The 25616-nt window shown below is 70.6% G+C and carries 23 protein-coding genes; 3 read left to right on the plus strand and 20 right to left on the minus strand.

All coding sequences use genetic code 11. The features are described from left to right. Nucleotides 1–4: 4 nt before the first annotated feature. Nucleotides 5–3214: an efflux RND transporter permease subunit gene (locus NUG21_RS20395; RefSeq protein WP_263391868.1), complete on the plus strand. Its 3210-nt coding sequence runs from the start codon at nucleotides 5–7 to the stop codon at nucleotides 3212–3214. A 57-nt stretch (nucleotides 3215–3271) separates the two neighbouring features. Here the strand turns inward: NUG21_RS20395 and NUG21_RS20400 are convergent, their stop codons facing one another. From NUG21_RS20400 to NUG21_RS20445, 10 genes are all read right to left on the minus strand, one after another. Continuing rightward, complete coding sequence (locus NUG21_RS20400) at nucleotides 3272–5086, minus strand: DUF885 domain-containing protein (RefSeq protein ID WP_263391869.1); 1815 nt, start codon at nucleotides 5084–5086, stop codon at nucleotides 3272–3274. Between the two features lie 375 nt (nucleotides 5087–5461). After that, on the minus strand, nucleotides 5462–5986 hold the full coding sequence (locus tag NUG21_RS20405) for an REP-associated tyrosine transposase (RefSeq protein ID WP_019798250.1): 525 nt from the start codon (nucleotides 5984–5986) through the stop codon (nucleotides 5462–5464). Between the two features lie 412 nt (nucleotides 5987–6398). After that, nucleotides 6399–6740, minus strand: coding sequence for a lipid-A-disaccharide synthase N-terminal domain-containing protein (locus NUG21_RS20410; RefSeq protein WP_019798940.1), 342 nt, complete (start codon nucleotides 6738–6740; stop codon nucleotides 6399–6401). Between the two features lies 1 nt (nucleotide 6741). Continuing rightward, nucleotides 6742–7464 carry a glycosyltransferase family 2 protein gene (locus NUG21_RS20415; RefSeq protein ID WP_010342743.1) on the minus strand — a complete coding sequence of 241 codons (723 nt, stop codon included), beginning with the start codon at nucleotides 7462–7464 and terminating at the stop codon, nucleotides 6742–6744. Nucleotides 7465–7548: 84 nt separating this feature from the next. After that, a complete protein-coding gene (locus NUG21_RS20420; RefSeq protein ID WP_019798939.1) occupies nucleotides 7549–8514 on the minus strand; it encodes an NAD-dependent epimerase/dehydratase family protein in 966 nt (321 codons plus the stop codon). Nucleotides 8515–8717: 203 nt separating this feature from the next. Continuing rightward, entirely contained in the window at nucleotides 8718–9026 is a 309-nt protein-coding gene (locus NUG21_RS20425) for a helix-hairpin-helix domain-containing protein (protein WP_019798938.1), read from the minus strand. A 36-nt stretch (nucleotides 9027–9062) separates the two neighbouring features. Next, complete coding sequence (locus NUG21_RS20430) at nucleotides 9063–9983, minus strand: ParB/RepB/Spo0J family partition protein (RefSeq protein ID WP_160946928.1); 921 nt, start codon at nucleotides 9981–9983, stop codon at nucleotides 9063–9065. Continuing rightward, complete coding sequence (locus tag NUG21_RS20435) at nucleotides 9983–10780, minus strand: ParA family protein (protein WP_160946927.1); 798 nt, start codon at nucleotides 10778–10780, stop codon at nucleotides 9983–9985. Before NUG21_RS20435 ends, NUG21_RS20430 begins: the two co-directional genes overlap by 1 nt. 89 nt (nucleotides 10781–10869) lie before the next feature. Further along, nucleotides 10870–11511, minus strand: a complete 642-nt coding sequence (gene rsmG / locus NUG21_RS20440; RefSeq protein WP_010342748.1) for a 16S rRNA (guanine(527)-N(7))-methyltransferase RsmG — start codon at nucleotides 11509–11511, stop codon at nucleotides 10870–10872. 46 nt (nucleotides 11512–11557) lie between these two features. Beyond that, nucleotides 11558–12172: a 4'-phosphopantetheinyl transferase family protein gene (locus NUG21_RS20445; protein ID WP_263391870.1), complete on the minus strand. Its 615-nt coding sequence runs from the start codon at nucleotides 12170–12172 to the stop codon at nucleotides 11558–11560. A 141-nt stretch (nucleotides 12173–12313) separates the two neighbouring features. Between NUG21_RS20445 and NUG21_RS20450 the strand changes: the two genes are divergently transcribed. Continuing rightward, nucleotides 12314–12565, plus strand: a complete 252-nt coding sequence (locus NUG21_RS20450; RefSeq protein ID WP_017908994.1) for a GlsB/YeaQ/YmgE family stress response membrane protein — start codon at nucleotides 12314–12316, stop codon at nucleotides 12563–12565. Between the two features lie 65 nt (nucleotides 12566–12630). Here NUG21_RS20450 and NUG21_RS20455 read toward each other — a convergent pair whose 3' ends face one another. The 10 genes from NUG21_RS20455 to NUG21_RS20500 form a co-directional block, all read right to left on the minus strand. Then, nucleotides 12631–13062 carry a GFA family protein gene (locus tag NUG21_RS20455; RefSeq protein WP_263391871.1) on the minus strand — a complete coding sequence of 144 codons (432 nt, stop codon included), beginning with the start codon at nucleotides 13060–13062 and terminating at the stop codon, nucleotides 12631–12633. Beyond that, nucleotides 13059–13835 (minus strand): exodeoxyribonuclease III, encoded by a 777-nt coding sequence (xth, locus tag NUG21_RS20460; RefSeq protein ID WP_263391872.1) that lies wholly within the window; start codon nucleotides 13833–13835, stop codon nucleotides 13059–13061. Before xth ends, NUG21_RS20455 begins: the two co-directional genes overlap by 4 nt. Nucleotides 13836–13914: 79 nt before the next feature. Further along, nucleotides 13915–14610 carry a hypothetical protein gene (locus tag NUG21_RS20465; RefSeq protein WP_263391873.1) on the minus strand — a complete coding sequence of 232 codons (696 nt, stop codon included), beginning with the start codon at nucleotides 14608–14610 and terminating at the stop codon, nucleotides 13915–13917. Nucleotides 14611–14759: 149 nt separating this feature from the next. Beyond that, nucleotides 14760–15644, minus strand: a complete 885-nt coding sequence (locus NUG21_RS20470; RefSeq protein ID WP_263391874.1) for a peptidylprolyl isomerase — start codon at nucleotides 15642–15644, stop codon at nucleotides 14760–14762. A gap of 94 nt (nucleotides 15645–15738) precedes the next feature. After that, nucleotides 15739–16752, minus strand: a complete 1014-nt coding sequence (locus NUG21_RS20475; protein ID WP_263393132.1) for a glycerophosphodiester phosphodiesterase family protein — start codon at nucleotides 16750–16752, stop codon at nucleotides 15739–15741. A 582-nt stretch (nucleotides 16753–17334) separates the two neighbouring features. Then, entirely contained in the window at nucleotides 17335–18771 is a 1437-nt protein-coding gene (locus NUG21_RS20480; RefSeq protein ID WP_263391875.1) for a coniferyl aldehyde dehydrogenase, read from the minus strand. A gap of 182 nt (nucleotides 18772–18953) precedes the next feature. Beyond that, nucleotides 18954–19742: a pyrimidine 5'-nucleotidase gene (gene yjjG, locus NUG21_RS20485; protein ID WP_263391876.1), complete on the minus strand. Its 789-nt coding sequence runs from the start codon at nucleotides 19740–19742 to the stop codon at nucleotides 18954–18956. Nucleotides 19743–19864: 122 nt separating this feature from the next. Then, nucleotides 19865–21595, minus strand: coding sequence for a cation acetate symporter (locus tag NUG21_RS20490; RefSeq protein WP_263391877.1), 1731 nt, complete (start codon nucleotides 21593–21595; stop codon nucleotides 19865–19867). After that, nucleotides 21592–21909 (minus strand): DUF485 domain-containing protein, encoded by a 318-nt coding sequence (locus tag NUG21_RS20495; RefSeq protein WP_019797327.1) that lies wholly within the window; start codon nucleotides 21907–21909, stop codon nucleotides 21592–21594. The genes NUG21_RS20490 and NUG21_RS20495 overlap by 4 nt, the downstream gene beginning before the upstream one ends. A gap of 33 nt (nucleotides 21910–21942) precedes the next feature. Next, nucleotides 21943–23355, minus strand: coding sequence for a DcaP family trimeric outer membrane transporter (locus NUG21_RS20500; protein WP_263391878.1), 1413 nt, complete (start codon nucleotides 23353–23355; stop codon nucleotides 21943–21945). Nucleotides 23356–23570: 215 nt separating this feature from the next. Between NUG21_RS20500 and acs the strand changes: the two genes are divergently transcribed. Then, nucleotides 23571–25514 (plus strand): acetate--CoA ligase, encoded by a 1944-nt coding sequence (gene acs / locus NUG21_RS20505; RefSeq protein WP_263391879.1) that lies wholly within the window; start codon nucleotides 23571–23573, stop codon nucleotides 25512–25514. Nucleotides 25515–25616 lie beyond the last annotated feature (102 nt).

The following is a 25616-nucleotide window of genomic DNA, read 5'->3' on the forward strand; positions in this document are numbered from 1 at the left end:
GACCATGTTCAACCTCATCATCGACACGGCGGTGCGCCTGCGCTGGCTGGTGCTGTTCGTGGCCGCGCTGATCGCCGGCTGGGGCCTGTACCAGCTGGGGCGGCTGCCGATCGACGCGGTGCCGGACATCACCAACCGCCAAGTGCAGCTCAACACGGTGGCGCCGGCGCTGACGCCCGAGCAGATCGAACGCCAGGTGACCTATCCGCTGGAGACGGCGCTGGCCGGCATTCCCGGCCTGGTCACCACGCGCTCGCTGTCGCGCAACGGCTTCTCGCAGGTCACCGCGATCTTCAGCGATGCCACCGACCTGTACTTCGCCCGCCAGCAGGTGGCCGAGCGCATGCGCGAGGCGGCCGAGGAGTTGCCCGACGGCGTGACGCCGCGGCTGTCGCCGGTGACCACCGGCCTGGGCGAGGTACTGATGTGGACGGTGGACTTCACCGCGTTCGACCCGGCCCGGCTGGCGCGGCCGGGCACGACGGGCTGGCAGGCCGGTGGGATCTACCGCACGCCGGAGGGCGAGCTGCTGCGCACGCCGCAGGAACGCGCCACCTACCTGCGCACGGTGCAGGACTGGATCATCGCGCCGCAGATGCGCTCCAGCCCGGGCCTGGCCGGGGTCGACACGATCGGCGGCTACGTCAAGGAATACGCCGTGCATCCGGACACCGCGCGGCTGGCCGCGCACGGCCTGGGCCTGGCCGATCTGGTGACGGCGCTGCAGCGCGCCAACGTGCAGGCCGGTGCCGGCTTCGTGCAGCGTGCCGGCGAAGGCCTGGTGGTGCGTGCCGACGGGCTGGCGCTGGGCGCCGACGATCTCGCGCAGGCGCCGGTGGCCACGCGCAACGGCGTGGTGGTGCGCGTGGCCGACGTGGCCGAGGTCGCCTCCGGCCGTGCGCCGCGCCTGGGCGCGGCCAGCCGCAACGGCCACGAGGCGGTGCTGGGCACGGCGCTGATGCTCGCCGGCGGCAACAGCCGCACCGTGGCGCAGGCCGCGGCCGCACGGTTGCAGCAGGTCAATGCCACGCTGCCGCCGGACATCGTCGCCATGCCGGTGCTGGACCGCAGCGTGCTGGTCAACGCCACCATCCGCACGGTGGCCAGGAACCTCACCGAAGGCGCGCTGCTGGTGGTGGTGGTGCTGTTCCTGCTGCTGGGCAACCTGCGCGCGGCGGCGATCGCCGCCCTGGTGATCCCGCTGTCGTTCCTGTTCGCGGTGATCGGCATGCACCGCTTCGGCATCAGCGGCAACCTGATGAGCCTGGGCGCGCTGGACTTCGGCATCCTGGTCGACGGCGCGGTGATCGTGGTCGAGTCGACGTTGCTGCTGTTGGGGCAGCGCCGTGCCGCACTGGGCCGCGCGCTCACCGCGGCCGAGCGGCTGGGCGTGGCCGCCGAGGCGGCACGCAAGATGGCGCGGCCGGCGGCGTTCGGGCAGTTGATCATCCTGCTGGTGTTCGCGCCGATCCTCACCCTGGAAGGCGTGGAGGGCAAGACCTTCCAGCCGATGGCGGCGACCTTCATGCTGGCCCTGGTCGGCGCCTTCCTGTTCTCCTTCACTTTCGTGCCGGCGCTGGCCGCGCTGCTGGTGCGCGAGCCGACGGCGCGTGCCGACACGCCCCAGGACCATGCCGGCGAGCACGAGACCTGGCTGCTCCGCCGGCTGCGGCGGCGCCTGCAACCGCTGATCGGCGGCGCGGTCGCGCGGCCGCGCACGGTCGCCACGGGCGTGGCGCTGATGGGCGTGCTGGGCGTGGGCGCGTTCGCGCTGCTGGGCCGCGAGTTCATGCCGACGCTGGACGAAGGCAACGTGGCGATGCAGGCGCTGCGCGTGCCGTCGACCTCGCTGGAGCAGTCGCTGGCGATGCAACTGGCGCTGGAGACGGCCATCGCCCGGCAGCCGGAGGTGGCGGCGGTGTTCTCGCGCACCGGCACCGCCGAGGCGGCGATCGACCCGATGCCGACCAACATCTCCGACAGCGTGATCGTGCTGAAGCCGCGCGCGCAGTGGCCCGATCCGGCGCTGCACAAGGAGGCGCTGGTGGAGCGCCTGGAGGCGCTGGCCGGGCAGCAACTGGGCAACGGCGTGGAGTTCAGCCAGCCGATCGAACTGCGCTTCAACGAGTTGATCTCCGGCGTGCGCACCGACCTGGCGGTGATGGTGTTCGGCGAGGACATGCAGCGTCTGCGCGCCGCCGCCGACCAGGTAGCGCTGAAGCTGCGTGCGGTGCCCGGCGCCGCCGACGTGCGGGTGGAACAGGTCGCCGGCCTGCCGACGCTCAACGTGCGCATCGACCACGTGGCGGCCGCGCAGCTCGGGCTGACCGCGGCCGACGTCAGCGAGGCGGTGAGCACCGGCATCGGCGGCGCCACGGCCGGGCGCATCTTCGAGGGCGACCGCCGCTTCGACGTGGTGGTGCGGCTGGACGATGCCGCGCGCAACGATCCGGACCAGCTCGCCGCCTTGCCGGTCGCCACGCCCGCCGGGCAGGTGGTGCCGTTGTCCTCGGTGGCGCGGATCGACGTCAGCGAGGGGCCGAACCAGATCAGCCGCGACAACGGCAGCCGCCGCGTGGTGGTGCAGGCCAATGTGCGCGGCCGCGACCTGGGCGGCTTCGTCGCCGCGGCGCAGGCGGCGGTGGCCGAGGTGGCCCTGCCGCCGGGCGCCTACCTGCGCTGGGGCGGGCAGTTCGAGAACCTGCAGCGCGCCGAACGGCGCCTGGCGATGGTGGTGCCGGTGGTGTTCCTGCTGATCGGCAGCCTGCTGTTCATGGCCTTGCGCAACGTCCGCGAAGCGTTGCTGGTGTTCGGCTGCGTGCCGCTGGCGCTGGTCGGCGGCCTCCTCGCCCTGCTGCTGCGCGGCATGCCGTTCTCGGTCTCGGCGGCGGTCGGCTTGATCGCCGTGTCCGGCGTGGCGACCTTGAACGGGCTGGTCTTGATGCAGGCCATCGGCGAGCGCCGCCAGGCCGGCGCGGCGCCGTGGCAGGCAGCGATCGACGGCGCGGCCAGCCGCCTGCGCGCGGTGCTGACCACCGCGCTGGTGGCGATCGTCGGCTTCCTGCCGATGGCCATCGCCAGCGGCGCCGGGGCGGAGGTGCAGAAACCGCTGGCGACGGTGGTGATCGGCGGGCTGCTGACCGCCACCGCGCTCACCTTGCTGGTGCTGCCGACGTTCGCCGCACGCATCGCCGCGCCACGCGTGGCCGGCTGATCCGGCGCAGGCCGGCGCCCTTCCCGCGGGAAGCGGCGCGGGCCTGCGCGGCGGCGATCAGGCCTTCTTCTTGCGCGCGGCGATGTAGGCGCGGATCTGCTGCTGCAGCACCGGCAGCGGCACCGAGCCCTGCTGCAGCACCGCGTCGTGGAAGGACTTGATGTCGAACTCCGGGCCGAGTTCGCGCTCGGCCTCGGCGCGCAGGTCGAGGATGGTCAGCTCGCCGAGCTTGTAGCTCAGCGCCTGGCCCGGCCAGGAGATGTAGCGGTCGACCTCGGTGGTGACCTCGTGCTCGCTGAGCGCGGTGCGCTCGCGCAGGTAGGCCTGCGCCTCCGCGCGGGTCCAGCCCTTGTGGTGCACGCCGGTGTCGATCACCAGGCGGCAGGCGCGCCACATCTCGTAGCTGAGCCGGCCGAAGTCCTCGTAGGGCGTGGCGTAGATGCCCATCTCCTTGCCCAGCTTCTCGGTGTACAGCGCCCAGCCCTCGCCGTAGGCCGAGATGTAGTTCTCGCGGCGGAACGCCGGCTGCGCGCCCTGCTCCTCGGCCAGTGCGCCCTGCAGCGAGTGGCCCGGCGAGGATTCGTGCAGGGTCAGCGCCGGCAGGTTGTACAGCGGCCGCGACGGCAGGTCGTAGGTGTTGAGCCAGTAGGTGCCGACGCCGCCGCGCCCGGCGGTCCAGAACGGCGCGATGTCCGCCGGCACCGGCACGATGGTGAAGCGCCCGCGCGGCAGCGTGCCGATGAACTTGCCGACCTCGCCATCCACGCGCTTGGCGATCCACGCGGCGCGATCGAGCAGCTCCTGCGGGGTCTTCACGTAGAACTGGGGATCGGTGCGCAGGAACTGCAGGAACGCCGGGAAGGTCTTCTGCCCGGCCGGCGCCTGGAAGCCGACCTGCTGGATGATCGCATCCATCTCCTTCTGGATGCGCGCCACCTCGCGCAGGCCGAGCTGGTGGATCTGCTCGGGGTCCATGTCCAGCGTGGTGTACTCGCGGATCTGCTGCCGGTAGAACGCCTTGCCGTCCGGCAGGGCTTCGGCGGCCAGCGTGGTGCGCGCCTGCGGCATGTACTCCTGGCGATAGAACGTCAGCAACTGCGCATAGGCCGGGATCACCTTGTCGCGCAGCGCCGCCTGCGCCTGCGCGCGCAGTTGCGCCTGCTCGGCGGCGGGGATCTGCGCCGGCATCTGCTTGAACGGCGTGTACAGCACCGCCGCGGTCGGATCCTTCAACTCGGCCACGTTGGCGATGGCGCCGTCGCGGCCATCGAGCACCGCACGCGGCACGCTGAAGCCGCGCTTGAGGCCGGCGCGCATGTTGTCGGTCTGCTGCGCGAAGTAGCGCGGCACGTCCTCCAGCCGCGCGATGTAGGCGCGGTACTCGTCCGCAGTGCGCAGGTTGCGCCGCGCCATGAACGCCAGGTCCGACCAGAACGCGCTGTCGGAGTTGAACGGCATCTCGTAGGCGCGCAGCCGCACCGAGGCGGCCAGGTTCTCCACCTGCGGCCGGTACACCGCCAGGTTCACCTGGTTCTCGGGCGAGAGCTGGGCCGCATCGAGCGTGTCCAGCTGCCGCAACACGTCCTCCCACACCTTCAGGCGCGCTGCCTGGGCCGCCGCGCCGACGTCCGGCAGACGGCGGTTGTCGCCGCTGCTGTCGCTGTCCTCGTCGGCCTGGCCGAGCTGCGCCTGGCGCCAGGCCCACTCCTTCTCGTAGATGGCCTGGAAGCGCGCATCGGCGGCGCTGGCAGCGGCCGTGGTCGGTGTTGCACTGGACGATGCCGACGACGGCGGCGCGGCCAACGTGGGTGCGGCCACGGCGAGAGCGAGCAGCAGGGAAATGGCCAGCGGGGTCTTGGCGAGCATCGGCATGGGCGGCACACGGCGGGAACGGATCGTCGATCATCGCACCCCTGCCCTGCCTGGCGGGTGGGCCGGAAGTCCTGTGTGGACAAGGCCGGGGACGCAAACGCGCAGCGCGGCGATTGTGCCGCACTACAACCGTGAGGACTGCAGCTCTGGCTCTGGTTGGCTCTGGTTGGCTCTGGTTGGCTACGGCTACGGCTACGGCTACGGCTACGGCTACGCAGGATGGCCTCCCATGTGGGAGGGACTTCAGTCCCGACGCGCGGTCGCTCCGCCTGCGACAGCACCTAGCAGCAGCCTGCAGCCATTGCACCGCTCGCATGCCTGCTGGTGCGAACATCCACCACGCCACCGCAATCCTCAACAGCTGTGTGCACGGCATCATGCCGCCGCATATGCACCAGAGCTGGATGCCTCGCACGGCGCGATAGCAGGCGAACACAGCCAAACCGCATCCCAGTACGGGTAGTCGCCAACCCGACGCACCAGACCGGCGCGCAATGGGTTGGCGACGATGTAGCGCGCGGCCGGCAGCAACTGCCGCGCATCGCGTAGTGCGCGATCATGAAACCCCTCCATCCACACGGCGCCGCCACGGCCGCGCGCGTGATTGGCCGCCCTCGCGGCGCGGCCCTTCGCCTCCCGCATGACGGTCGACAGCGCAGCGCCGCAATCAAGCATGACCAACTCATGCCAATGATCGGGCATCAGCACCCAGCACAGAAGCTGCGCGCCCGCCCAGGTGTCGGGCCGGCCCAGGCAGGACGCGGCCGCCCAGGCGCATCGCCAATCCTCGAACAGGGGCTGGCGCTGCCAGGTCACGGTGGTGACCAGGTAGATGCGTCCGGTCTCGCTCCAACGCCCTACACGCAGTGCGCGGTAGCCTATGGGAAGTCGGGTGTCCATGACTTCAGGGTTGCAGGGCGGATTCCGCGGCACCATCGGGGATTGACCGACGCAGGTGTGGGGAAGCCTGCGGGAGTGGCGTCAGAAATCCGGTACTCGCTGCTGGATGCAGCGGCGGGCGGGGCTACCGAGACGTGGAAGATCGCGCGTCGGGACTGAAGTCCCTCCCACATGTGCAGGCCTGATGTCAGCGGAAGCGCTGACGGTAGGACCGCTGAAGCGTGCAAAGTTCATGCGTTGGAACTGAAAGACCTCCCACATGTACAGACCTGGTGCCATCGGAGGCGATGACAGCAGGACCACTGAAGTGCGGGGGCTCATGCGTCGGGGCTGAAGTTCCTCCCAAAGTTGCAGGGTCGCGATCGGAACGTGTTGCGCACCGCCTGCGATCACGCGCAAGCGCGCCGCGCGCTCAATGCGAGGCGCGGTCGCGGCGCCAGCCGCGGTGCTTGATGTCCAGGTACAGGCTGTAGAAGGCGGTGAAGGCGGGGAACAGGTTCTGCAGCACGCCCACCGAGTCCTGCTTGGCCGAGAACATGAAGTAGCTCAGCGTCATCAGGCTGCCGACCACGCTCATGTACCAGAACAGGCGCGGGATCACCGGCTTGCCGGCGCGCTTGGAGGCGACGAACTGCACCAGCCAGCGGCCGCCGAACATCAGCGCGCCGACGTAGCCGATCAGCTTCCAGCCGGTGACGTGCAGCCCGGTCCAGTACAGCGCCTGGATCGGTTCGTTGAGGAAATGCGCCTCCATCTCAGCGCTCCTGCACCGCGGTGCGGCGGCTGCGCGCGATCAGCCAGGCCACGCCGCGCAAATCGCGGATGCCGACCAGGGCGCGGTTGAGGTTGTTGTACTTGGACACCCCGGAGGTGCGGTGGCGGTGATTGACCGGCACGCTCAGGGTCTGCCAGCCGGCGCGCTGCATCAGCGCCGGCAGGTAGCGGTGCATGTGGTCGAAGTACGGCAGGTCCAGGAACGCCTCGCGCTCGAACAGCTTGATGCCGCAGCCGGTGTCCGGGGTGTCGTCGCGCAGCATGCGCGCGCGGATCGCGTTGGCCCACTTCGACGCCCAGCGCTTGCTGCCCGAATCCTGCCGCGACACCCGCCAGCCGGCGAACAGCTTGACCAGCGGCTCGGCTGCCTGGCGCGCGGCCAGCAGCTTGGGAATGTCGGCCGGGTCGTTCTGGCCGTCGCCGTCGAGGGTGGCGATCCACAGCCCGCGCGCGGCCTTGACGCCGTTGCGCACCGCCGTGCTCTGCCCGCTCTGGCTGACGTGGTGCAGCACGCGCAGTTCCGGCGTGGACGCCTTCAGCCCTTCGAGCACGGCCAGGGTGTCGTCGCGCGAATGGTCGTCGACGTAGACGATCTCGAAATCGATCGTGCCGCGCAGCGCGGCGACGATCTCGGCGACCAGCGGCGGCACGTTGTCGCGCTCGTTGAACACCGGGACGACGACGGAAAGGGAAAGCTGGCTCATGGATTCGGCAAGGCTGGGCGCGGGGGCGCGTGGGGAAAAAACGGCAGGCATTGTGCCGCGGACCGATGATCCGCGGATGAAGCGTCAGGCGGCGGCGCCGAAGTACTCACGGCACCAGTCCACCACCTGCGGCAGGCCGAGCTCGATCGGGGTGCTCGGATCGAAGCCGAACGCGGCGTGGGCCCGCGCAGTATCGGCCATCGTCTCGATCATGTCGCCCGGCTGCATCGGCCGGTACACCTTTTCGGCGCTGCGCCCGGCGGCGGCCTCGATCACCGCGATGAAACGCTCCAGCTCCACCGGGGTATGGTTGCCGAGGTTGAACACGCGGTGCGGCACCGCCTCGCCGGAGGGGTGATCGAGGGCGCCGAGCACGCCGGCGACGATGTCGGCGACGAAGGTGAAGTCGCGGCGCATGCGCCCGTGGTTGAACACCTCGATCGGGCGCCCGGCCAGCACCGCGCGGCTGAACAGCAGCGGCGCCATGTCCGGGCGGCCCCACGGACCATACACGGTGAAGAAGCGCAGCCCGGTCGCGCGCAGGCCGTACAGCTGCGCATAGGTATGGGCCATGAGTTCGTTGGCGGCCTTGGTCGCCGCGTACAGCGAGCGCGGCTGGTCGATGCGCTGGTCCTCGGAGAACGGCGGTGTCGCCGAATCGCCGTACACCGAACTGCTGGACGCATAGACCAGATGCTGCACGCCGCGGTGCCGGCACAGCTCCAGCATGTTGACGAAGCCGACCAGGTTGCTGTCGACGTAGGCGTAGGGGTTCTGCAGCGAATAGCGCACCCCGGCCTGCGCGGCCAGGTGCACCACGCGCGTCGGCTGCACCTCGTCGAACAGCGCGGCCAGGCCGTCGCGGTCGGTCAGGTCCAGGGTGCGGATGTCCGCGTTCGGGCACAGCGCGGCGACGCGGTCGCGCTTGAGTTGCGGGTCGTAGTAGTCGTTGTAGTTGTCCAGGCCCACCACCAGTTGCCCGGCGGCGCGCAGCGCACGGACGGTGTGGGCACCGATGAAGCCGGCGGCGCCGGTGACGAGAGTGGGCATGGCGGAATCCTGGAGAGCGAAAGGCGAAGAAACGGCGGGCGTCGCGACACGGCAACGATCAGGGCAGGCCGGCGTTGACCCCGCCCGGATCGACGGCGCCTGCTTGGCGGTACTGCAGGATCGGGCTGCCGTCCGGGCTGATCTGCGTGTCCTCGTTGCTCATGCAATGCTCCGGTTGCTGGCGCGCGCCGCGGCGCGCGGCCTCAGCGCAGGGTCAGCGGCGCGTCCTTGGCCAGCGCCGCCTTGCGCTCCTTGCTGAATTCCCACCACGGGCGCGGCGTCTCGCCCTGCATGAAGCGCACGATCGACAGGAACACGTCGATCACGCAGTGGTCGTGCACCACGCCGGTGCGCAGGCACAGCTGCGCGTACATGTCGTAGGGATCGCGGCCGTGCAGGTGCGCGGGCACGCGGATGCCGATCAGACGCAGATCCTTCTCGCAGGCCGGCCCGACGTTGGGCAGGTCGGTCAGGCGCAGCAGATGGTGGCGGTCGACCTTGCTGGGATGCATGGCGGAAGCGGTCCTGGCGGACGCGGGCGGCGGCGCTCAGGCCTGCCGCGGGCGCAGTTTCTCGAGCACGCCGTCCAGCGTGTCCAGGTCGGTGTAGTGGATCACCAGCTTGCCCTTGCCGCCGCGGCCGTGGGCGATGGACACCTTGGTGCCCAGCGACTCGGACAGCTCGGTCTCCAGCGAGGCGATGTCGGCCTGCGGCGCGGTGCGCGCCGGCTTGGCCTTGCGGTTGCTCGGCACCTTGCCGGCGGCGAACTGCTGCGCGCGGTGCTCGACCTCGCGCACCGACCAGCCCTGGTCGGCGGCGTCGGAGGCCAGCCGGCTGGCCAGTTCCGGCGACAGCGTCAGCAGCGCGCGCGCGTGGCCCATCTCCAGGCGCCGCGCTTCCAGCAGCGCACGGATCGCCGGCGGCAGCTCCAGCAGGCGCAGCAGGTTGGACACCGAGGCGCGCGAGCGGCCCACCGCTTCGGCGGCCTCGGCATGGGTCAGCGAGAATTCGTCGATCAGCCGCTGCAGCGCCTGCGCCTCTTCCAGCGGATTGAGGTCCTCGCGCTGGATGTTCTCGATCAGCGCCATGGCGATGACGGTGCGGTCGTCCAACTCGCGCACCACCACCGGCACCTCGCTGAGGCCGGCCAGCTGCGAGGCGCGCCAGCGGCGTTCGCCGGCGACGATCTCGAAACTGCCCGGGGCCAGCTCGCGGGCGACGATCGGCTGGATCACGCCCTGCGCCTTGATCGACTCGGCCAGCTCCTGCAGCTTGGCCTCGTCCATCTCCTGGCGCGGCTGGTACTTGCCCGGCTGCAGCTGGCCGACCGGCAGGCGGCGCAGGCTCTCGCCCGGCTGCAGTTCGGCGGTGGGCACCGGCGCCGCCGCGCCCTTCGGCCCCAGCAGCGCTTCCAGGCCACGGCCGAGGCCGCGCTTCTTCGCTCCGAGGGCGGGGGGCTTGGCACTCATCAGTACGTCTCCATGGCCGGCATCGGCCGATTGCGTTCGTTGCGGCGGCGCACGATCTCGCCGGCCAGTCCCAGGTAGGCGACGCCACCACGCGAGGTGCGGTCGTAGCCGACGATGCTCTGGCCATGGCTGGGCGCCTCGGCCAGGCGCACGTTGCGCGGCACGATGGTGCGGAACACCTTGTCGCCGAAGTGGTTGGTCAGCTCCGCCGACACCGCGTTGGCCAGGTTGTTGCGCACGTCGAACATGGTGCGCAGCACGCCTTCGATCTCCAGCGCCGGGTTCAGTTCGGCGCGCAGCGCCTCGATGGTCTCCAGCAGCGCGGTCAGCCCTTCCAGCGCGTAGTACTCGCACTGCATCGGCACGATCACCGAGTCGGCGGCGGTCAGCGCGTTCAGGGTCAGCAGCGACAGCGCCGGCGGGCAGTCGATCAGGATGAAGTCGTAGGCCTCGCGCAGCGGCGCCAGCGCGGTCTTCAGCCGCTGCTCGCGCGCTGGCTGGTCCATCAGCTGGATCTCGGCGGCGGTGAGATCGATGTTGCCCGGCAGCAGGTCGAAGCCCTCCGGCGCGGTCACCCGGATCTGTTCGGCGGCGCTCTCGCCGAGCAGCACGTCGCAGGTGGAGGCGGCCAGCTCGCGCTTGTCGATGCCGCTGCCCATGGTCGCATTGCCCTGCGAGTCCAGGTCCACCAGCAGCACGCGCTGCGACTGCCGCGCCAGCGACGCGGCCAGATTGACCGCCGTGGTGGTCTTGCCGACGCCGCCCTTCTGGTTGGCGATGGCGATGATGCGGGCCATGCGGGAGCCTCGTCGGCGATGGGGTGGGACCGGGCATTATGCGGTCACAGCCCCCCGTGGCGGAAATCGGGGCCGGCCGCGGGCGCCGCTCAACCGCGCTCGACCACCACCAGGTGGCGGTCGGCGCCCAGGCCGGGGACCTGCAGCGGGTGCACCGTCGGCGCCACCCAGCCCGGCGGCAGCGCGGCGATCTCCTCGTCCGGGCGCACGCCCTTCATGGCCAGCAGGCGCCCGCCGGGGCGCAGCAGGTGGCCGCCGACGGCGACGATGCCGGCCAGGGTATCCAGCGCGCGCGCGGTCAGCAGGTCGTAGGCGCCGGCCTCGTCCAGCGCCTCGGCGCGCGACTCGGCCACCCGCGCGTTGTCCAGGCGCAGCTGGCGCACCGCCTCGCGCAGAAACCGCGCCTTCTTGCCGTTGCTCTCGACCAGGGTCACCCGCAGCTGGGGCCGCGCGATCGCCAGCGGGATGCCGGGCAGCCCCGGGCCGGTGCCCAGGTCGGCCAGTGCGCCCTCGCTGGCGAACGGCTGCATCGCCAGCGAATCCAGCAGGTGGCGGGTCACCATCTCGTGCGGGTCGCGGATCGCGGTCAGGTTGTAGGTGCGGTTCCAGCGCGTCAGCAGCGCCAGGTAGGCCAGCAGCGGCGGCGCCAGTGCGGCGGCGTCCAGGCCTTGCGCGTGCAGGCCCTGCTCGAGCGCGACGCGGACGGAATCGGGAAGGGAGGCATCGGTCATCGGCGGATTATCGCAGGTGCCGCCGCTGCCCGAAGCGCGCGCCGCGCTAGGCCGACGCCGCGCACCAGGCCAGGGCCGCCCGATAGCCTGGCGCGGCCTCCCATTCGTGCAGGTGCCAGGCCGCGGCCGCGCCCAGCCCCGGGTCGCACCAGACCAGGCGCAGCGCGCCGCCGGCGTCCTCGGCGAAGCGCAGCCGGTGCAGGCCGAAGGCGATGCCGTGGCCATGCGCCTTGAGCAGCGCCTCCTTGGCGCACCACAGGCGGAAGAACATCGCCTCGCGCGCCGGCGCCGCCAGCGCGGCCAACAGCGCGACCTCGTCCGGATGGAAGAAGCGCTGCGCCAGTTCCAGCAGGCGCGGCCGCGGCCGCTGGCGCTCGATGTCCACGCCCAGCCGCGCATGCGCGGCGACCGCCACCAGCAGATAGTCGCCGCTGTGGCTCCAGCCGGTGTCCACGTGCGCCAGCGGTGCGTGCAGCCCGGGCCGGCCGCGGGCGTCGCGGCGCAACGGCAACTGCGCCGCCGGCATCGCCAGTTCCCCGGCCAGCAGATGCCGCGCCTGCGCCTCGCCGGAGGTACGCGGCGGATGCGGGCGCAGCCACACCGCTACTGGACCGAAGCGCCACTCCGGCGACTCCGCGGCAACGGCGGGAGTGGGCGGCACCGGCACGCTCACGCCGCGCCCACAAAGCGCAATGGCGGCTGCGCGGTGCGCCCGGCGCTATACGGTCGCTTCACGGCAGCGCTCCTTAAATGGCGCCCACCCCACCGCTCCGGGTGTGGGCCGAACCGAGGAGTCTGACGCATGGGCATCATCATCTGGTTGATCGTCGGCGGCATCGTGGGCTGGCTGGCCAGCATCATCATGCGCCGTGACGCACAGCAGGGCATCATCCTGAACATCGTGGTCGGCATCGTCGGCGCGCTGATCGCCGGCTGGCTGTTCGGCGGCGGTATCAACCAGGCGATCACCCTGTGGACATTCCTGTATTCGCTGATCGGCGCGATCATCCTGCTGGCGATCGTCAACCTGTTCACCCGCGGCCGCGCGCGCTGACGCGTCGCCTCTGCCGCTTGCGCAAACGCCCGGTTCGCCGGGCGTTTTTGCGTTTGTGGCCCGGCTCACGGCGCAGCGCGATCGGCCGGGTGCCGCACACCGTCCTCGACCGGCACCGCGATGGCCAGCGCATACGGGTCCACGCCTTCCAGGCAACCGACGTTGTAGCCGTACAGGCTGGGATCGGAGCGGCGCCGATGATGCGTGTAGATGCCGCAGGTACCGCAGAAGTAGTGCTGTGCGGTGTGGGTATGGAACTGGTACAGGCGCAGCGCCTGCTCGCCCTGGCGGACATGCAGGGCGACCAGCGGCACCGAGGCGACGATGGCGCCGCGGCGCCGGCACAGCGAGCAGTTGCAGCGGCGCGGGTCGACGATGCCGTGCGGCAGCTCGAGGTCGATCTGCACCGCACCGCAGTGGCAGCTCAGCCGGTGCAGCGGCGCGATCGCGGTATCGCCGACCTTGTCGACGCAGCGGCGCAGGTGGCGCTCGCTCATGCCGCCGGCTCCAGTTCGACCCAGGCCGGCGCATGGTCGCTGGGGCGGTCCCAGGTCCGTGGCTCGCGGTCGATGCCGGCCCCGCGGGTGCGCGTCTTCAGCGCCTCGGACACCAGGGTCAGGTCGATGCGCAGGCCCAGGTCGCGGCGGAAGCCGGCCTGGCGATAATCCCACCAGCTGAAGATGCCGCCATCGGCATGGTGCAGGCGGAAACCGTCGTGCAGGCCGAGGGCGAGCAGCTTGTGCAGGGCGCCGCGCTCGGCAGTGGAGGTGAGGATGTGGTTGTCGCTCCACACCAGCGGATCGTGTACGTCGCGCGCGTCCGGGGCGATGTTGAAGTCGCCCAGCACCACCAGCCGCGGATGCCGCTGCAGCTCGTCGGCCAGCCAGGCGTGCACCGCCTCCAGCCAGCGCAGCTTGTAGGCGTACTTGTCGCTGCCCACGTCCTGGCCGTTGACCACGTACAGATTGACGATGCGCAGGTCGCCGACGGTGGCGGCGATGGCGCGCTTCTGTTCGTCCTCCAGGCCCGGCACGCCGATCTGCACGTCGCCGATCGGCAGGCGCGACAGGATCGCCACGCCGTTGTAGGTCTTCTGCCCGGCGAACACGCTGCGGTAGCCGGCCTCGGCCAGCGCGGTGTCGGGAAACTTGTGGTCTTCCAGCTTGGTCTCCTGGATCCCGACCACGTCCGGCGCGAACGCGGCCAGCCACTGTTGCAGGTGCGGCAGGCGCACGTTGAGCGAGTTGACGTTCCAGCTGGCGATCTTCAAGGGAAATCCGGGACGGGGAAGCCGGCCGCTATTCTGACTGCAGCCGCCGCAGCGGCCAAACCCCGGGGCACCGGGCCATTCAGCGCCGCGCGCAGCACTGCGCGAACAACGCCGGCGCCAGGCTCAGCGCCTGCTGGCGCTGCGCCTCGTTCAAGCCGTCGAGCAGTTCCTCGGCGCCGAGCGCCTGTTCCGGCGGCGGGAACGGCCGCTCCGGCACCTGCCGCGCGGCCAGTTGCCAGGCCGCGGCATACGGCGGGTCGGCCACGGCCAGCCAGGGCGCGCGCAGCAGCTGCGCCAGCGCGTCGATGGACGCGCGGTCGCCATGCAGCGCGCGGTCTTCCAGTTGCGTCACCACATCCTCGGCGTCGCGCTCGTCGGCGGCCGACAGCGGCGTGCGTTGCCCGTCCGCGTCGGTGGCGCCAGCCCGTGCCACCACCTGCGCCACGCGCCGGGTCAGGAGGTAGCGCTGCGCATCGGCATCGCCGCGCGCGGCCGCGCTGTGCAGCATCGCCTCGATCTGTGCGGCGTCGAGCTGGGCGCCGTCGCGGCAGGCCGCGCGCCGGCGTTGTTCGGCGACGCGGCGCGCGGCGACGGTCGCAGGGTCGTCCTTGTCCGCGCCCGGCAGCACGACCGGACTGGACGATGCCAGTGCGCGTTGCCGGCAATCCAGCGCCAGCATCGCGGTGGCGTACAGGCGTTGCGCCTCGCTGGTCGCGGGCGCCGCTGTCGCGTCGGGCGCGGTGCCGGCGGACGCGGAGGGCGTCGGCGTGCTCAACGCTGGCCGTCTTGGCGAGGGCGCCTGCGCCGCCGCGCGCGCGGGCGCGGCGGGCACTGCCGCCGATGGCGTTCGCGTGGCCACGAGCGCCATCGCCGCCACGGCCGCGCCGCCGAGCCAGAGCAGGCGGCGCCGCGACCCCGCCATGCTCACTGCGCCGCGGCCGCGTAGGCCGCGCGGTCGAAGGCGATCGGCTGCGCCGCGCGCAGCCGCTGCATGGCGTCGTCGGCGGCCTGCTCGCGCAATTGCAGGGCGATCTGCCCGCGCGCCGTCTCGAACGTCGCATCGGTCTTCGCATCCAGGCGGATCAGGTGATAGCCATCGGGGCCGCGTACCGGCGCAGACACGTGATCTACCGCAAGCTGGCGGATCGGCGCGACGAAGGCATCGGCCAGGTAGCGGCCGAAGGTGGGCGACAGCTGTCCGCCCTCGCCGGCGCTGGCGGCGTCGTCGGATTCGCGCTTCGCCAGCGTGGCGAAGTCGGCGCCGCCGTCGAGCTGACGCTTGAGCGCCTCGGCGCGCTGCAGCGCCTGCGCCTCGCTCAGCGTTTGCCCGGCACGCGGTCCGCCCTGCGGGCGCAGCGCGACGAACAGGTGGCGCAGATGGTATTCGGTGTAGTCGTCCGGATGCGCGGCGAAGTGCTGGCGCAGCCTCGCCTCGTCGATCTGCACATCGGTCCCGAGCCGCGCCTTCGCCGCCTCGGCCAGGATCGCGTCGGCGGCCTGGCGCAGGCGCGCGGCCACCACGGGATCGTCCTGCAGATGCTGCTGCCTGGCCTGCTCCAGCAGGATGGCGCGATCGGCGAAGCGGCGCACGATGGACGGGTCGTCGATCTTGGCGACGCTGCGGACGTCACTGCCGACCAGCGCGCGGTACTCGCTGGCGGTGAACTGCTGTGCGCCCACGCGCAGGACCACCGGATCGGTGGCACCGCGTTCGGCGACGGGTGCGGCCAGCGCGGCGACGGCGCTCAGCGCGCAGGCGGCCAGTGCGGCGGACTTGACGAAGGCGGACTTGGCGAAAGGAAGGGACATGCGCTTCTCCGGGAAGGGGCGGCGCGCGGTGCCGGAGCGCCGCGGCCGCAGAAGGCGGCCGACCGCAGGGCCGGCCGCCAGGACGTACCAGGACTCAGTCGTGCTTGTCGCGCGCCTTGAGGTAGGCGATCGCCGCCTTCGGATCGTCGGTGGTGATCAGGCTGAACGCCTCCTGGTTGACGATGAAGTTGAGATCGCCACGGTTGTCGGCGGTGTCGCGGCCGCCGGAATAGGAGAAGTACAGGTCCGACAGCCGATAGCAGCAGGCGCCGCTGTTCTGGTAGAACTCCCCGGCGCGCGGGCTGTCCGGAATCGCCTGGAACACGCCCACGCGCACGCCGCGCTCGCGCACGCGGTCGGCCTCGTCCTGCAACAGGCCGCCGACCTGCTTGACGTTGATCTCCATCGCCTGCTTGGTGTCCAGCCAGGCCGAGACGGCATTGTTGACGTTGATCTTGGTCAGCATGTTGGTGGTGAACACCGGGATGCCGACCATGCTGCTGCCGTCGGCACGGAACGCCGAGCGGCTCGGGTACAGGGTGGCGTTGACCTTGGCCGCGACGAAGCTGGGCGAGGCCGCCGAGAACGCCGCATCGGCCGCACGCGACACCGCACGGACCGCATCGGCGGTCTTGATGTCGAACACGATCGGGGTCTTCAGCCCGTGCTGCTTGAAGTAGGAGAACAGCTCGTCCACGCGCGGCACGTGGTAGCCGGTGGTGGTGCGGCGGTCGGGCGTCAGCAGGAACAGGCCGCTCACCACCGACCACGGCGTCACCGTGATCGACGGGTTGTAGCCCTGGTTGCTCATCGGGTCGTACTTGGTCTCGCCGGCACGGCTGGTCCAGACGTTGGTGGTCCGGCCCAGATTCCAGTCGTGCAGCACCACCGGCACGCCGTCGCTGGTCATCTTGATGTCCAGTTCCACGCCGTCCATGCACTGGTCGTTGGCCAGCTGCAGCGCGCCACGCGAGTTTTCCGGCATGTCGGGGAAGTTGCCGTACTTGCCCCACAGGCCGCGGTGGGCCAGCACCATGGTGTCGCCGCTGCTGTCGGCGAACAGGATGTTGCTCATCTTGGTGCCGACGGTGTCGTTGCAGTTGGCCATGGCCAGCTGCGGCACGACGGCCAGCACCGCCAGGGCGGCGAGCGCGCGGCAGGCGCGTGCCAGGGGTGAGGGAACGAATGCGATCTTCATTGGGCTGCGTCCGGTTCTGAAGGAAAGGGGGAGACACGGGGGGACGAGCGCCGGTCAGGTCGACGCATGGCGGCAGCTCGTGTGGTGCGCTCCGCACGGACATCTCGCGCAGGAGCCTGAGCCACCGTGATCGGCGGCGGCGTCGGGCGAGAACCTAATAACTTACTGTGAATTATTTATTTCCGGAGCGCGACCCGGTGATGGACTGTGGACTGCGCCGCGCTTTGGTACCGTCTGGGTTTGCGGTGCGCCCCGGTGGCGGGGCTGTCGGACCACATCTGTGAGCGCCGACCGACGCGTGCACCGGCGGGATCGGGACTGGGCTTCGCCGGTCGCGGCTGAAGCAGGCTTCTAGTGCACACATCTCTTGTAGGAGCGGCTTCAGCCGCGACGCTTACCGGTAACGCCTCGTCGCGGCTGAAGCCGCTCCTACACGCAGGTGCCCTATCGCGACGCCATGCACCCGCATCTGGCCCCCCCGCGACGCCCCGCTCACCGCACCAGGAACGAAAGCATGCGCGCGATCCGCGCGTACGGCGGCTTCAGCAGGTCGCTGCCGGCGCGGCGTGCCTGCCACAGGATCGGCAGGGCCTTGCTGAAGGCGTCGAAGCCGGCGCGGCCGTGGTAGGCACCCATGCCGCTGGGGCCGATGCCGCCGAACGGCAGCGCGTTGGCGGCGAAGTGCAGCAGGCTGTCGTTGACGGTGACGCCGCCGGCGACGGTGGCATGCAGGATGCTCTCGATGCGCGCGCGGTCGTGGCTGAAGGGATACAGCGCCAGCGGCCGGTCGCGGCTGTTGATCTCGGCGATGGCCGCATCCAGCGAGCGGTAGCTGCGCACCGGCAGGATCGGGCCGAAGATCTCCTCCTGCATCAGCACTGCGTCGTCGCCCGGCTGCAACACCACGGTCGGCACGATCAGCCGCTCGCGCTCGGCGCGTTCGCGCTCCACCGTGGCCAGTTCGATGACCTCCAGGCCGCGCGCACGGGCATCGTCCAGATAGCCGCGCAGGCGCCGGTACTGGCCGTCGTTGACGATGCGGGTGTAGTCCTCGGCACTGGCGAAATCGCCGTAGCGCGCCAGCACCTGCGCACGCAGCGCCTGCACCAGCGCCGCCTCGCGGCCAGCGTCGACCAGCACGTAGTCCGGGGCGATGCAGGTCTGCCCGGCGTTGAACCACTTGCCGGTGGCCAGGCGCGCGGCGGCCTGTTCCAGCGGGTAGTCGGCGCAGACGATGGCCGGCGACTTGCCGCCCAGTTCCAGGGTCAGCGGGGTCAGGTTGGGCGCGGCGGCGGCCATCACCTTGCGCCCCACCGCGGTGGAGCCGGTGAACACCAGGTGGTCCAGCGGCAGCGCGGCGAACGCGGACGCCACCTCGGCCCCGCCCAGCGCCACCGCCACCCGCTGCGGCGGGAACACTTCGGCCAGCAGCGACTGCAGGAATTGCGCGCTGCGTGGGGTGTGTTCGGAGGGTTTGAGATAGACGTGGTTGCCGGCGGCGATGGCGGTGGCCAGCGGGATCAGCGCCAGGTTGACCGGGTAGTTCCAGGGCGCGATCACCCCGACCACGCCGACCGGCACCGGCCGCACTTCCGCCCGCGCCGGCCACAGCCGCCAGCCGGCGCCGACCCGCTGCGGGCGCATCCAACGCGTAAGGTGGCGCAGCAGGTGATCGATCTCGCCAAGCACGGTCATGCCATCGGCCAGCAGCGATTCGTGGCGCGAGCGGTGGCCGAAATCGGCGGCGATGGCATCGGCCATCTCCGGCAGCCGCCGCTTCAGCGCCGCGCGCAACCGCAGCAGATCCTCGCGGCGCTGCGTGCGCGCCGGCTTGGCCGATTGCCAGGCCGCGCGCAGGCGCTGCAGGGTGACAGGCAAGGCCGCCAGCGGCGTGTCGGCGGAAGCGGCATCGGCAACGGAGGTCGGCATGGGCGCACTATACGACGGCGGTTGCGTTGCCTGCCGGGAGCCCGGCGACCGGGCGTCAGGACGGAAGGAAGCCTCCAGGCAGCAGCTTTTGCCGCGCGTCAACCGAACGCCCGCATCTCCGTAGGAGCGGCTTCAGCCGCGACAGCCGTTCCCGGTGGAGCCATTCGCGGCTGAAGCCGCTCCTACCGTGTGCTTTGCTTCGGCCCGCGATGCTGGTGCGGTTCTCGTTGTGGGGGGGACTTCAGCCCCGACCCGATACACGCAAGGCGCTCGCGCGCATCCGCCCGGTTTGTAGGTTCTTCCAGCAACCACGCCTGTAGCTGCGCCAGCGAGGCGACTTCGTGATGCGGCACGATGCCGTCCGGCGCGGCGGCGCCATGCGCATTGAACCAGCAGGTGTGCAGGCCCGCGGCCAGGCCGCCGGCGATGTCCGCCTGCGGGTTGTCGCCGACCATCAGCACCTGCGCCGGCGGCGGATCGCCCAGCTGCCCCAGCGCGTACGCGAAGATCCCCGGGTGCGGCTTGGCCACGCCCACCACCTCGGAAATCGCGATCACCTCGAAGCGGTCGTGCAGGCCGGTGCGCTGCAGGCGCGCGGTCTGCAGCGCGCCGAAGCCGTTGGTGACCAGCCCCAGGCGGGCGTGTCCGCGCAGGGCGTCGAGCAAGTCCACCGCCCCGTCCAGCGGCGCGCACAGTTCGGCCATCGCCGCCAGGAACGCCGCATTCAAGGTCTCCGGCGCGGTCTGCAGGCGCTGCGCCCAGTCGGCGAAGCGGCGCTGCTGCAATTGCAGCGCGGTGATCGCGCCGTTCTGGTACTGCACCCACAGCGGCCGGTTGCAGGCGGTGTAGGCGGCGTACTCCGCTTCGCCGAACTGCACGCCGTAGCCGGCGAACATGCGCTGCAGGCCGGCGAAGGCGTCGAAGTGGAACAGGGTGTCGTCGGCGTCGAACAGGATCCAGCGGTAGCGCATGCGGTGGGGCGGCCAAAGCGACGGGCGGCCATGGTAGCGCCGCATCACCGCCCAGACGACGACGCCGGCCCAAGGGCCGGCGTCGCCTGCGGCGGTTGCCGCGTCCTGCCAGGTGCGTGGGCTCAGTGCGCCGACCCGCGCGAGGCGCCCAGCCCGGTCTCGGCGCGGATCTGCTGCGCCTTGAACGCGGCGCGTTCCTTGCCGGCCTGCGCGCTGCGGTCCAGCACCGAGAACAGCCAGATGCCGACGAAGCCGATGGTCACCGAGAACAGCGCCGGCGAGGTGTACGGGAACGGCGCCGAGCCGGTCGGGTTGCCCAGCGTGTCCACCCACACCGACGGCGACAGCACGGTCAGCACCAGCGAGGAGATCAGGCCCAGGAAGCCGCCGATCACCGCGCCGCGGGTGGTGCAGTTCTTCCACAGCAAGGACAGGATCAGCACCGGGAAGTTGGCCGAGGCGGCGATGGCGAAGGCCAGCGACACCATGAAGGCCACGTTCTGCTTCTCGAACACGATGCCCAGCAGCACCGCGATCACGCCCAGGGCGATGGTGGTGACGCGCGATACCTTCAGCTCCGAGCCGGGGGCCGGATTGCCCTTCTTGATCACCGTGGCGTACAGGTCGTGGGACACCGCCGAGGCGCCGGACAGGGTCAGGCCGGCGACCACCGCCAGGATGGTGGCGAAGGCCACCGCCGAGATGAAGCCCATGAACACGTTGCCGCCCACCGCGTTGCCGACCAGCACCGCCGCCATGTTGGCCGCGCCCTTGCCGCCGTGGATGGTGCCGGTGGCGACGTCGGCGAACTGCGGGTTGGTCAGCACCAGGGCGATGGCGCCGAAGCCGATGATGAAGATCAGGATGTAGAAGTAGCCGATCCAGGTGGTGGCCCACAGCACCGACTTGCGCGCCTGCTTGGCGTCGGGGACGGTGAAGAAGCGCATCAGGATGTGCGGCAGGCCGGCGGTGCCGAACATCAGCGCCATGCCGAAGGAGATCGCCGAGATCGGATCCTTGACGAAGCCGCCCGGGCCCATGATCGACAGGCCGGCGCTGGCCGCCTCTTCCGGCGAGGCGCCGCCGTTGGCCGCCACCGCGGTCTTCACCCGCACGCCCTCGGCGAACAGCGCCTCGAAGCTGAAGTTGAAGTGCCACATGATCGCCACGGCCATGAAGGTCACGCCGGTCAGCAGCAGCACCGCCTTGATGATCTGCACCCAGGTGGTGGCGGTCATGCCGCCGAACAGCACGTAGACCATCATCAGCACGCCGACCAGGCTCACCGCCACCCAGTAGTCCAGGCCGAATAGCAGCTTGATCAGGGCGCCGGCGCCGACCATCTGCGCGATCAGGTAGAACAGCACCACCACCAGCGTGCCGGAGGCGGCGAAAGTCCGGATCGCGGTCGGTGCGAAGCGGTAGCCGGCCACGTCGGCGAAGGTGTACTTGCCGAGGTTGCGCAGGCGCTCGGCCATCAGGAAGGTCAGGATCGGCCAGCCGACCAGAAAGCCGATCGCGTAGATCAGGCCGTCGTAGCCATTGGTCATCACCGCTGCGGTGATGCCCAGGAACGAGGCCGCCGACATGTAGTCGCCGGCGATCGCCAGGCCGTTCTGGAAGCCGGTGATGCCGCCGCCGGCGGTATAGAAGTCCGACGCCGAGCGGGTCTTCTTCGCCGCCCATTTGGTGATCCACAGGGTGCCGGCGACGAAGAAGGCGAACATCGCGATCGCCACCCAGTTGGTCGGCTGCTTGTCGGTCTGGCCGACATCGCCGCCGGCGGCCAGGGCCGCGCCGGCTGGCAGCAGCGCGGCCAGCAACAGCAGAAGGAAGCGCAGGTGCTTGCTCATTGGCGGGCGTCCTCGAGGATCTCGGCGGTCAGCTGGTCGTACACGGTGTTGGCGCGGCGCACGTAGATGGCGGTGATGGCGATGGTGAAGACCATCACCCCGATCGCGATCGGAATGCCGATGGTGGTGACGCCGCTGCCCATCGGCTGGGCCAGGAACGCCTTGTCGAAGGCGATCAGGCCGATGAAGCCGTAGTAGGCCAGCAGCATCAGGATGGTCAGCGTCCAGCCCAGCGCGTTGCGCTGGCGCTTGAGCGCGTGGTACTTCGGATTGGCGTCGATCTTGGCGATCAGCGCGTCGTTGGAGAGGGTCATGTGGTGCCTCCGGGGTAGTGACCGCAGCGCGGATCAGAAGCTGTACTTGGTGGTGAACTGCAGGCGGGTGATGTCGCCCTTGGCGCCGCTTTCGATCTCGCGCTTGCCGTACATCAGCTCGGCGCCGATATCGACCTTGGGCAACGGCGAGTAGAAGACGTTGCCGCGGATGCTCTGCACGCTTTTGGTCACGCCCAGGCCGGTGCGCGCGGTGTCGTTGTCGTAGTCGCTGCGCGCGTAGATCAGGTTGGTGCGCAGCTTGGGCGAGAACGCGTGGCGCCAGCCGACGTAGCCGGCGACCACCCCGACCGTGTCCAGGTCGCGGTCGGCCGCGTCGTACACCGCGTTCTGGGCGATGCCCAGGCCGATGTAGCGGCCGATGCCTTCGCCGCGGGTGAGCTGGTAGAACAGGCTGTCGCTGTCGCTGGCCACCCACTTGCCGCCCAGGGTCAGGCCGCCGGAGGCCTTGCTGGCGTCGGCGCCGGTGGCGCGGTTGTCGACCTTCTGCTGGCCGACCACGCCGGCGACGCCGAAGCTGCCCCAGTCGCCCTTCCAGCCGTAGCGCACGGTCAGGTCCGGCAGCGCGCCGCGGTCGGAACTGGCGGTGCTGACCACGCCGGCCGCGCTGCGCGTGTACAGGGTGGTTTCCGGGTTCTCCAGGGCGATGCTGAAACCGCCGTTGGTGTAGCGCAGCTGCGCCTGGCGCACGAACACCACGCCGTCGGTGGGGCCGATGAAATCGGCCGCTTCCGGCAGCGCCGCCGGGTCCATGAAGTTGGACCAGGTCTGGCCGGCCAGCCAGTGGTTCCAGTACATGTAGGCGTGGCGCAGGGTGGCGCCGTAGGTATTGGTGGCGGTCTGGGTACCCAATGAATTGCCGAAGAAATCCAGTTCCACCAGCGCCCCGGCCTTGTTGCCGCCCTCGGTGACGCTGTCCACGCCGAAGTTGATCCGCGAGAACTTGGCGTGGGCGTTGTAGTCGGTGCCGGACTTGGCGCCGCCCACCGGGGTCTGCCCGGGCAGGTACAGCGCGCGGCCGGTGGCATCGTCGGCGAGCTGGCCGTCGCCGGTGCGGGTGGCCAGGAAGTCGGCCTTGATGAAGCCGCCGACCTTGAACGTGGTGCCGGGCGCCGCGCCCGGGGTGATGGTGGTGACCTGGATCGGCGCCTTGCCGGCCGGCGGGGCCGGTGGGGCCGGCGGCGGCGCGGCCTGGCTCGAGCGGACCGCGGCGACCTCGGTCTGGGTCTGCGTGATCTGCCCCTGCTGCTGTTGCTGCGCGGACAGCAGTTGCTGCACCTGCCGCTCCAGCTCGGCCACGCGGGTCTCCAGCGCCTGTTCGCGCGCCGAGGGTTTGCCTTGGGCGAAGGCCGCGCCGGGCGCGACCAGGGCCACCAAGAGCGCGGCCGCCAACGGGCGGCGCGCCAAGGATGCGATGCGGTTGCTCATTACTCCCTCCCGAATAATGGATGGCCGCACGCATGCGCACGGCCGTAGCCCAGCGTGCGCGAGCGCGCCGGCCGCGCCTATTGGCCATTAGTCGAACGTCGGCTGAGTTACGACCATCGTCTAAGGCCCGACGCGTGTGCGCTTAACGCCGGATGCGGCACACTGCGCGTTGACGCGCCGCCGCATGCGGCGCCCCGTTCATTGCAGAGGGAACCATGGCCGATCTCTATCCCGTCGATCCGCAATTCGCCGCCCGTGCGCGGGTCGACAAGACCCAGTACCAGGCCCAGTACAAGGCATCGGTGGAACAGCCGGAGGCGTTCTGGGGCAAGGTGGCCGAGCGCCTGGACTGGTTCAAGAAGCCGACCCGGATCAAGGACGTCAGCTTCGCCCTGGACGACTTCCACATCCGCTGGTTCGACGACGGCGAACTCAACGCCAGCGTCAACTGCCTGGACCGGCAACTGGCCACCCGCGGCGACAAGACCGCGCTGCTGTTCGAGCCGGACAGCCCGGACGCCCCGTCCTACCGCGTCACCTATCGCGAGCTGTACGAGCGCGTGTGCCGGCTCGGCAACGCGCTGCGCGCGCTGGGCGTGCAGAAGGGCGACCGCGTCACCATCTACCTGCCGATGATCCCCGACGCGGCGGTGGCGATGCTGGCCTGCGCGCGCATCGGCGCGATCCACTCGGTGGTGTTCGGCGGCTTTGCGCCCAACTCGATCGCCGACCGGGTGATCGACTGCGGCAGCAAGCTGATCATCACCGCCGACGAAGGCCTGCGCGGGGGCAAGAAGATCCCGCTCAAGGCCAACGTGGATGCGGCGCTGAAGCTGCCCGGCACCACCAGCGTGGAAACCGTGCTGGTGGTGCGCCACACCGGCGGCGCGGTGGACATGCAGGCCCCGCGCGACCGCTGGTTCCACGACGTGGTCGACAGCCAGCCGGCCGAATGCGAACCAGAGCGCATGAACGCCGAGGACCCGCTGTTCATCCTCTACACCTCCGGCTCCACCGGCAAGCCCAAGGGCGTGCTGCACACCACCGCCGGCTACCTGCTGTATGCGGCCTACACCCACGAGACCGTGTTCGACCTGCGCGAGGACGACATCTACTGGTGCACCGCCGACGTCGGCTGGGTCACCGGCCACAGCTACATCGTCTACGGACCGCTGGCCAACGGCGCCACCGCGCTGATGTTCGAAGGCGTGCCGAACTACCCGAGCGTGTCGCGCTTCTGGGAGGTCATCGACAAGCACCAGGTGACGATCTTCTACACCGCCCCGACCGCGATCCGCGCGCTGATGCGCGAGGGCGAGGCGCCGGTGAAGAAGACCGCGCGCACGAGTCTGCGCCTGCTCGGCAGCGTCGGCGAGCCGATCAATCCCGAAGCCTGGCGCTGGTACTACGACGTGGTCGGCGACGGCCGCTGCCCGATCGTGGACACCTGGTGGCAGACCGAGACCGGCGGCATCCTGATCACCCCGCTGGCTGGCGCCATCGACCTCAAGCCCGGCTCGGCCACGCTGCCGTTCTTCGGCGTGCAGCCGGCGCTGGTCAGCGCCGACGGCGAGGTTCTGGAAGGCGCCACCGAGGGCAACCTGGTGCTGCGCGATTCCTGGCCGGGGCAGATGCGCACCGTCTACGGCGACCACCAGCGTTTCATCGATACCTACTTCCGCACCTACCCTGGCAGCTACTTCACCGGCGACGGCTGCCGCCGCGACGCCGACGGCTACTACTGGATCACCGGCCGCGTCGACGACGTCATCAACGTCTCCGGCCACCGCATCGGCACCGCCGAGGTGGAGAGCGCGCTGGTGGCCCACCCCAAGGTCGCCGAAGCGGCGGTGGTCGGCTTCCCGCACGACATCAAGGGCCAGGGCATCTACGCCTACGTGACCCTGGTCGCCGAAGAGCAGCCGAGCGAGGCCCTGCACAAGGAACTGGTGGCCTGGGTCCGCAAGGAGATCGGCCCGATCGCCGCCCCCGACCACCTGCAGTGGGCGCCCGGCCTGCCCAAGACCCGCTCGGGCAAGATCATGCGCCGCATCCTGCGCAAGATCGCCGAGAACGCCCCCGACCAACTCGGCGACACCTCGACCCTGGCCGATCCGTCGGTGGTGGATTCGTTGGTGAACGAACGGCTGGCGCGCTGACGCGCGCCGGGATTCGGGAGTCGGGATTGGGGATTCGTCAAAGCGGTCCCCGGTCTGTGTCCGATCTCCTGGCGACGTCACGCTCCGCTGTTGCTGTTGCTC

It is taken from the genome of Xanthomonas sp. CFBP 8445 (assembly GCF_025666235.1).
GTDB lineage: Bacteria > Pseudomonadota > Gammaproteobacteria > Xanthomonadales > Xanthomonadaceae > Xanthomonas_A > Xanthomonas_A indica.

Excerpts from the sequence above, each read along its gene's own strand:
- NUG21_RS20405 (WP_019798250.1), bottom strand. The coding sequence starts at position 5,986 with ATGGACACCCGACTTCCCATAGGCTACCGCGCACTGCGTGTAGGGCGT.
- NUG21_RS20475 (WP_263393132.1), bottom strand. The coding sequence starts at position 16,752 with ATGGCCAACTGCAACGACACCGTCGGCACCAAGATGAGCAACATCCTG.
- yjjG (WP_263391876.1), bottom strand. The coding sequence starts at position 19,742 with ATGCGCTACCGCTGGATCCTGTTCGACGCCGACGACACCCTGTTCCAC.
- NUG21_RS20495 (WP_019797327.1), bottom strand. The coding sequence starts at position 21,909 with ATGACCCTCTCCAACGACGCGCTGATCGCCAAGATCGACGCCAATCCG.
- NUG21_RS20450 (WP_017908994.1), top strand. The coding sequence starts at position 12,314 with ATGGGCATCATCATCTGGTTGATCGTCGGCGGCATCGTGGGCTGGCTG.
- NUG21_RS20400 (WP_263391869.1), bottom strand. The coding sequence starts at position 5,086 with ATGCCGATGCTCGCCAAGACCCCGCTGGCCATTTCCCTGCTGCTCGCT.
- NUG21_RS20490 (WP_263391877.1), bottom strand. The coding sequence starts at position 21,595 with ATGAGCAAGCACCTGCGCTTCCTTCTGCTGTTGCTGGCCGCGCTGCTG.
- NUG21_RS20420 (WP_019798939.1), bottom strand. The coding sequence starts at position 8,514 with ATGCCCACTCTCGTCACCGGCGCCGCCGGCTTCATCGGTGCCCACACC.
- NUG21_RS20395 (WP_263391868.1), top strand. The coding sequence starts at position 5 with ATGTTCAACCTCATCATCGACACGGCGGTGCGCCTGCGCTGGCTGGTG.
- NUG21_RS20415 (WP_010342743.1), bottom strand. The coding sequence starts at position 7,464 with ATGAGCCAGCTTTCCCTTTCCGTCGTCGTCCCGGTGTTCAACGAGCGC.
- NUG21_RS20480 (WP_263391875.1), bottom strand. The coding sequence starts at position 18,771 with ATGCCGACCTCCGTTGCCGATGCCGCTTCCGCCGACACGCCGCTGGCG.
- NUG21_RS20470 (WP_263391874.1), bottom strand. The coding sequence starts at position 15,644 with ATGTCCCTTCCTTTCGCCAAGTCCGCCTTCGTCAAGTCCGCCGCACTG.
- NUG21_RS20500 (WP_263391878.1), bottom strand. The coding sequence starts at position 23,355 with ATGAGCAACCGCATCGCATCCTTGGCGCGCCGCCCGTTGGCGGCCGCG.
- NUG21_RS20455 (WP_263391871.1), bottom strand. The coding sequence starts at position 13,062 with ATGAGCGAGCGCCACCTGCGCCGCTGCGTCGACAAGGTCGGCGATACC.
- acs (WP_263391879.1), top strand. The coding sequence starts at position 23,571 with ATGGCCGATCTCTATCCCGTCGATCCGCAATTCGCCGCCCGTGCGCGG.
- NUG21_RS20435 (WP_160946927.1), bottom strand. The coding sequence starts at position 10,780 with ATGGCCCGCATCATCGCCATCGCCAACCAGAAGGGCGGCGTCGGCAAG.
- rsmG (WP_010342748.1), bottom strand. The coding sequence starts at position 11,511 with ATGACCGATGCCTCCCTTCCCGATTCCGTCCGCGTCGCGCTCGAGCAG.
- NUG21_RS20425 (WP_019798938.1), bottom strand. The coding sequence starts at position 9,026 with ATGCATCCCAGCAAGGTCGACCGCCACCATCTGCTGCGCCTGACCGAC.
- NUG21_RS20410 (WP_019798940.1), bottom strand. The coding sequence starts at position 6,740 with ATGGAGGCGCATTTCCTCAACGAACCGATCCAGGCGCTGTACTGGACC.
- NUG21_RS20430 (WP_160946928.1), bottom strand. The coding sequence starts at position 9,983 with ATGAGTGCCAAGCCCCCCGCCCTCGGAGCGAAGAAGCGCGGCCTCGGC.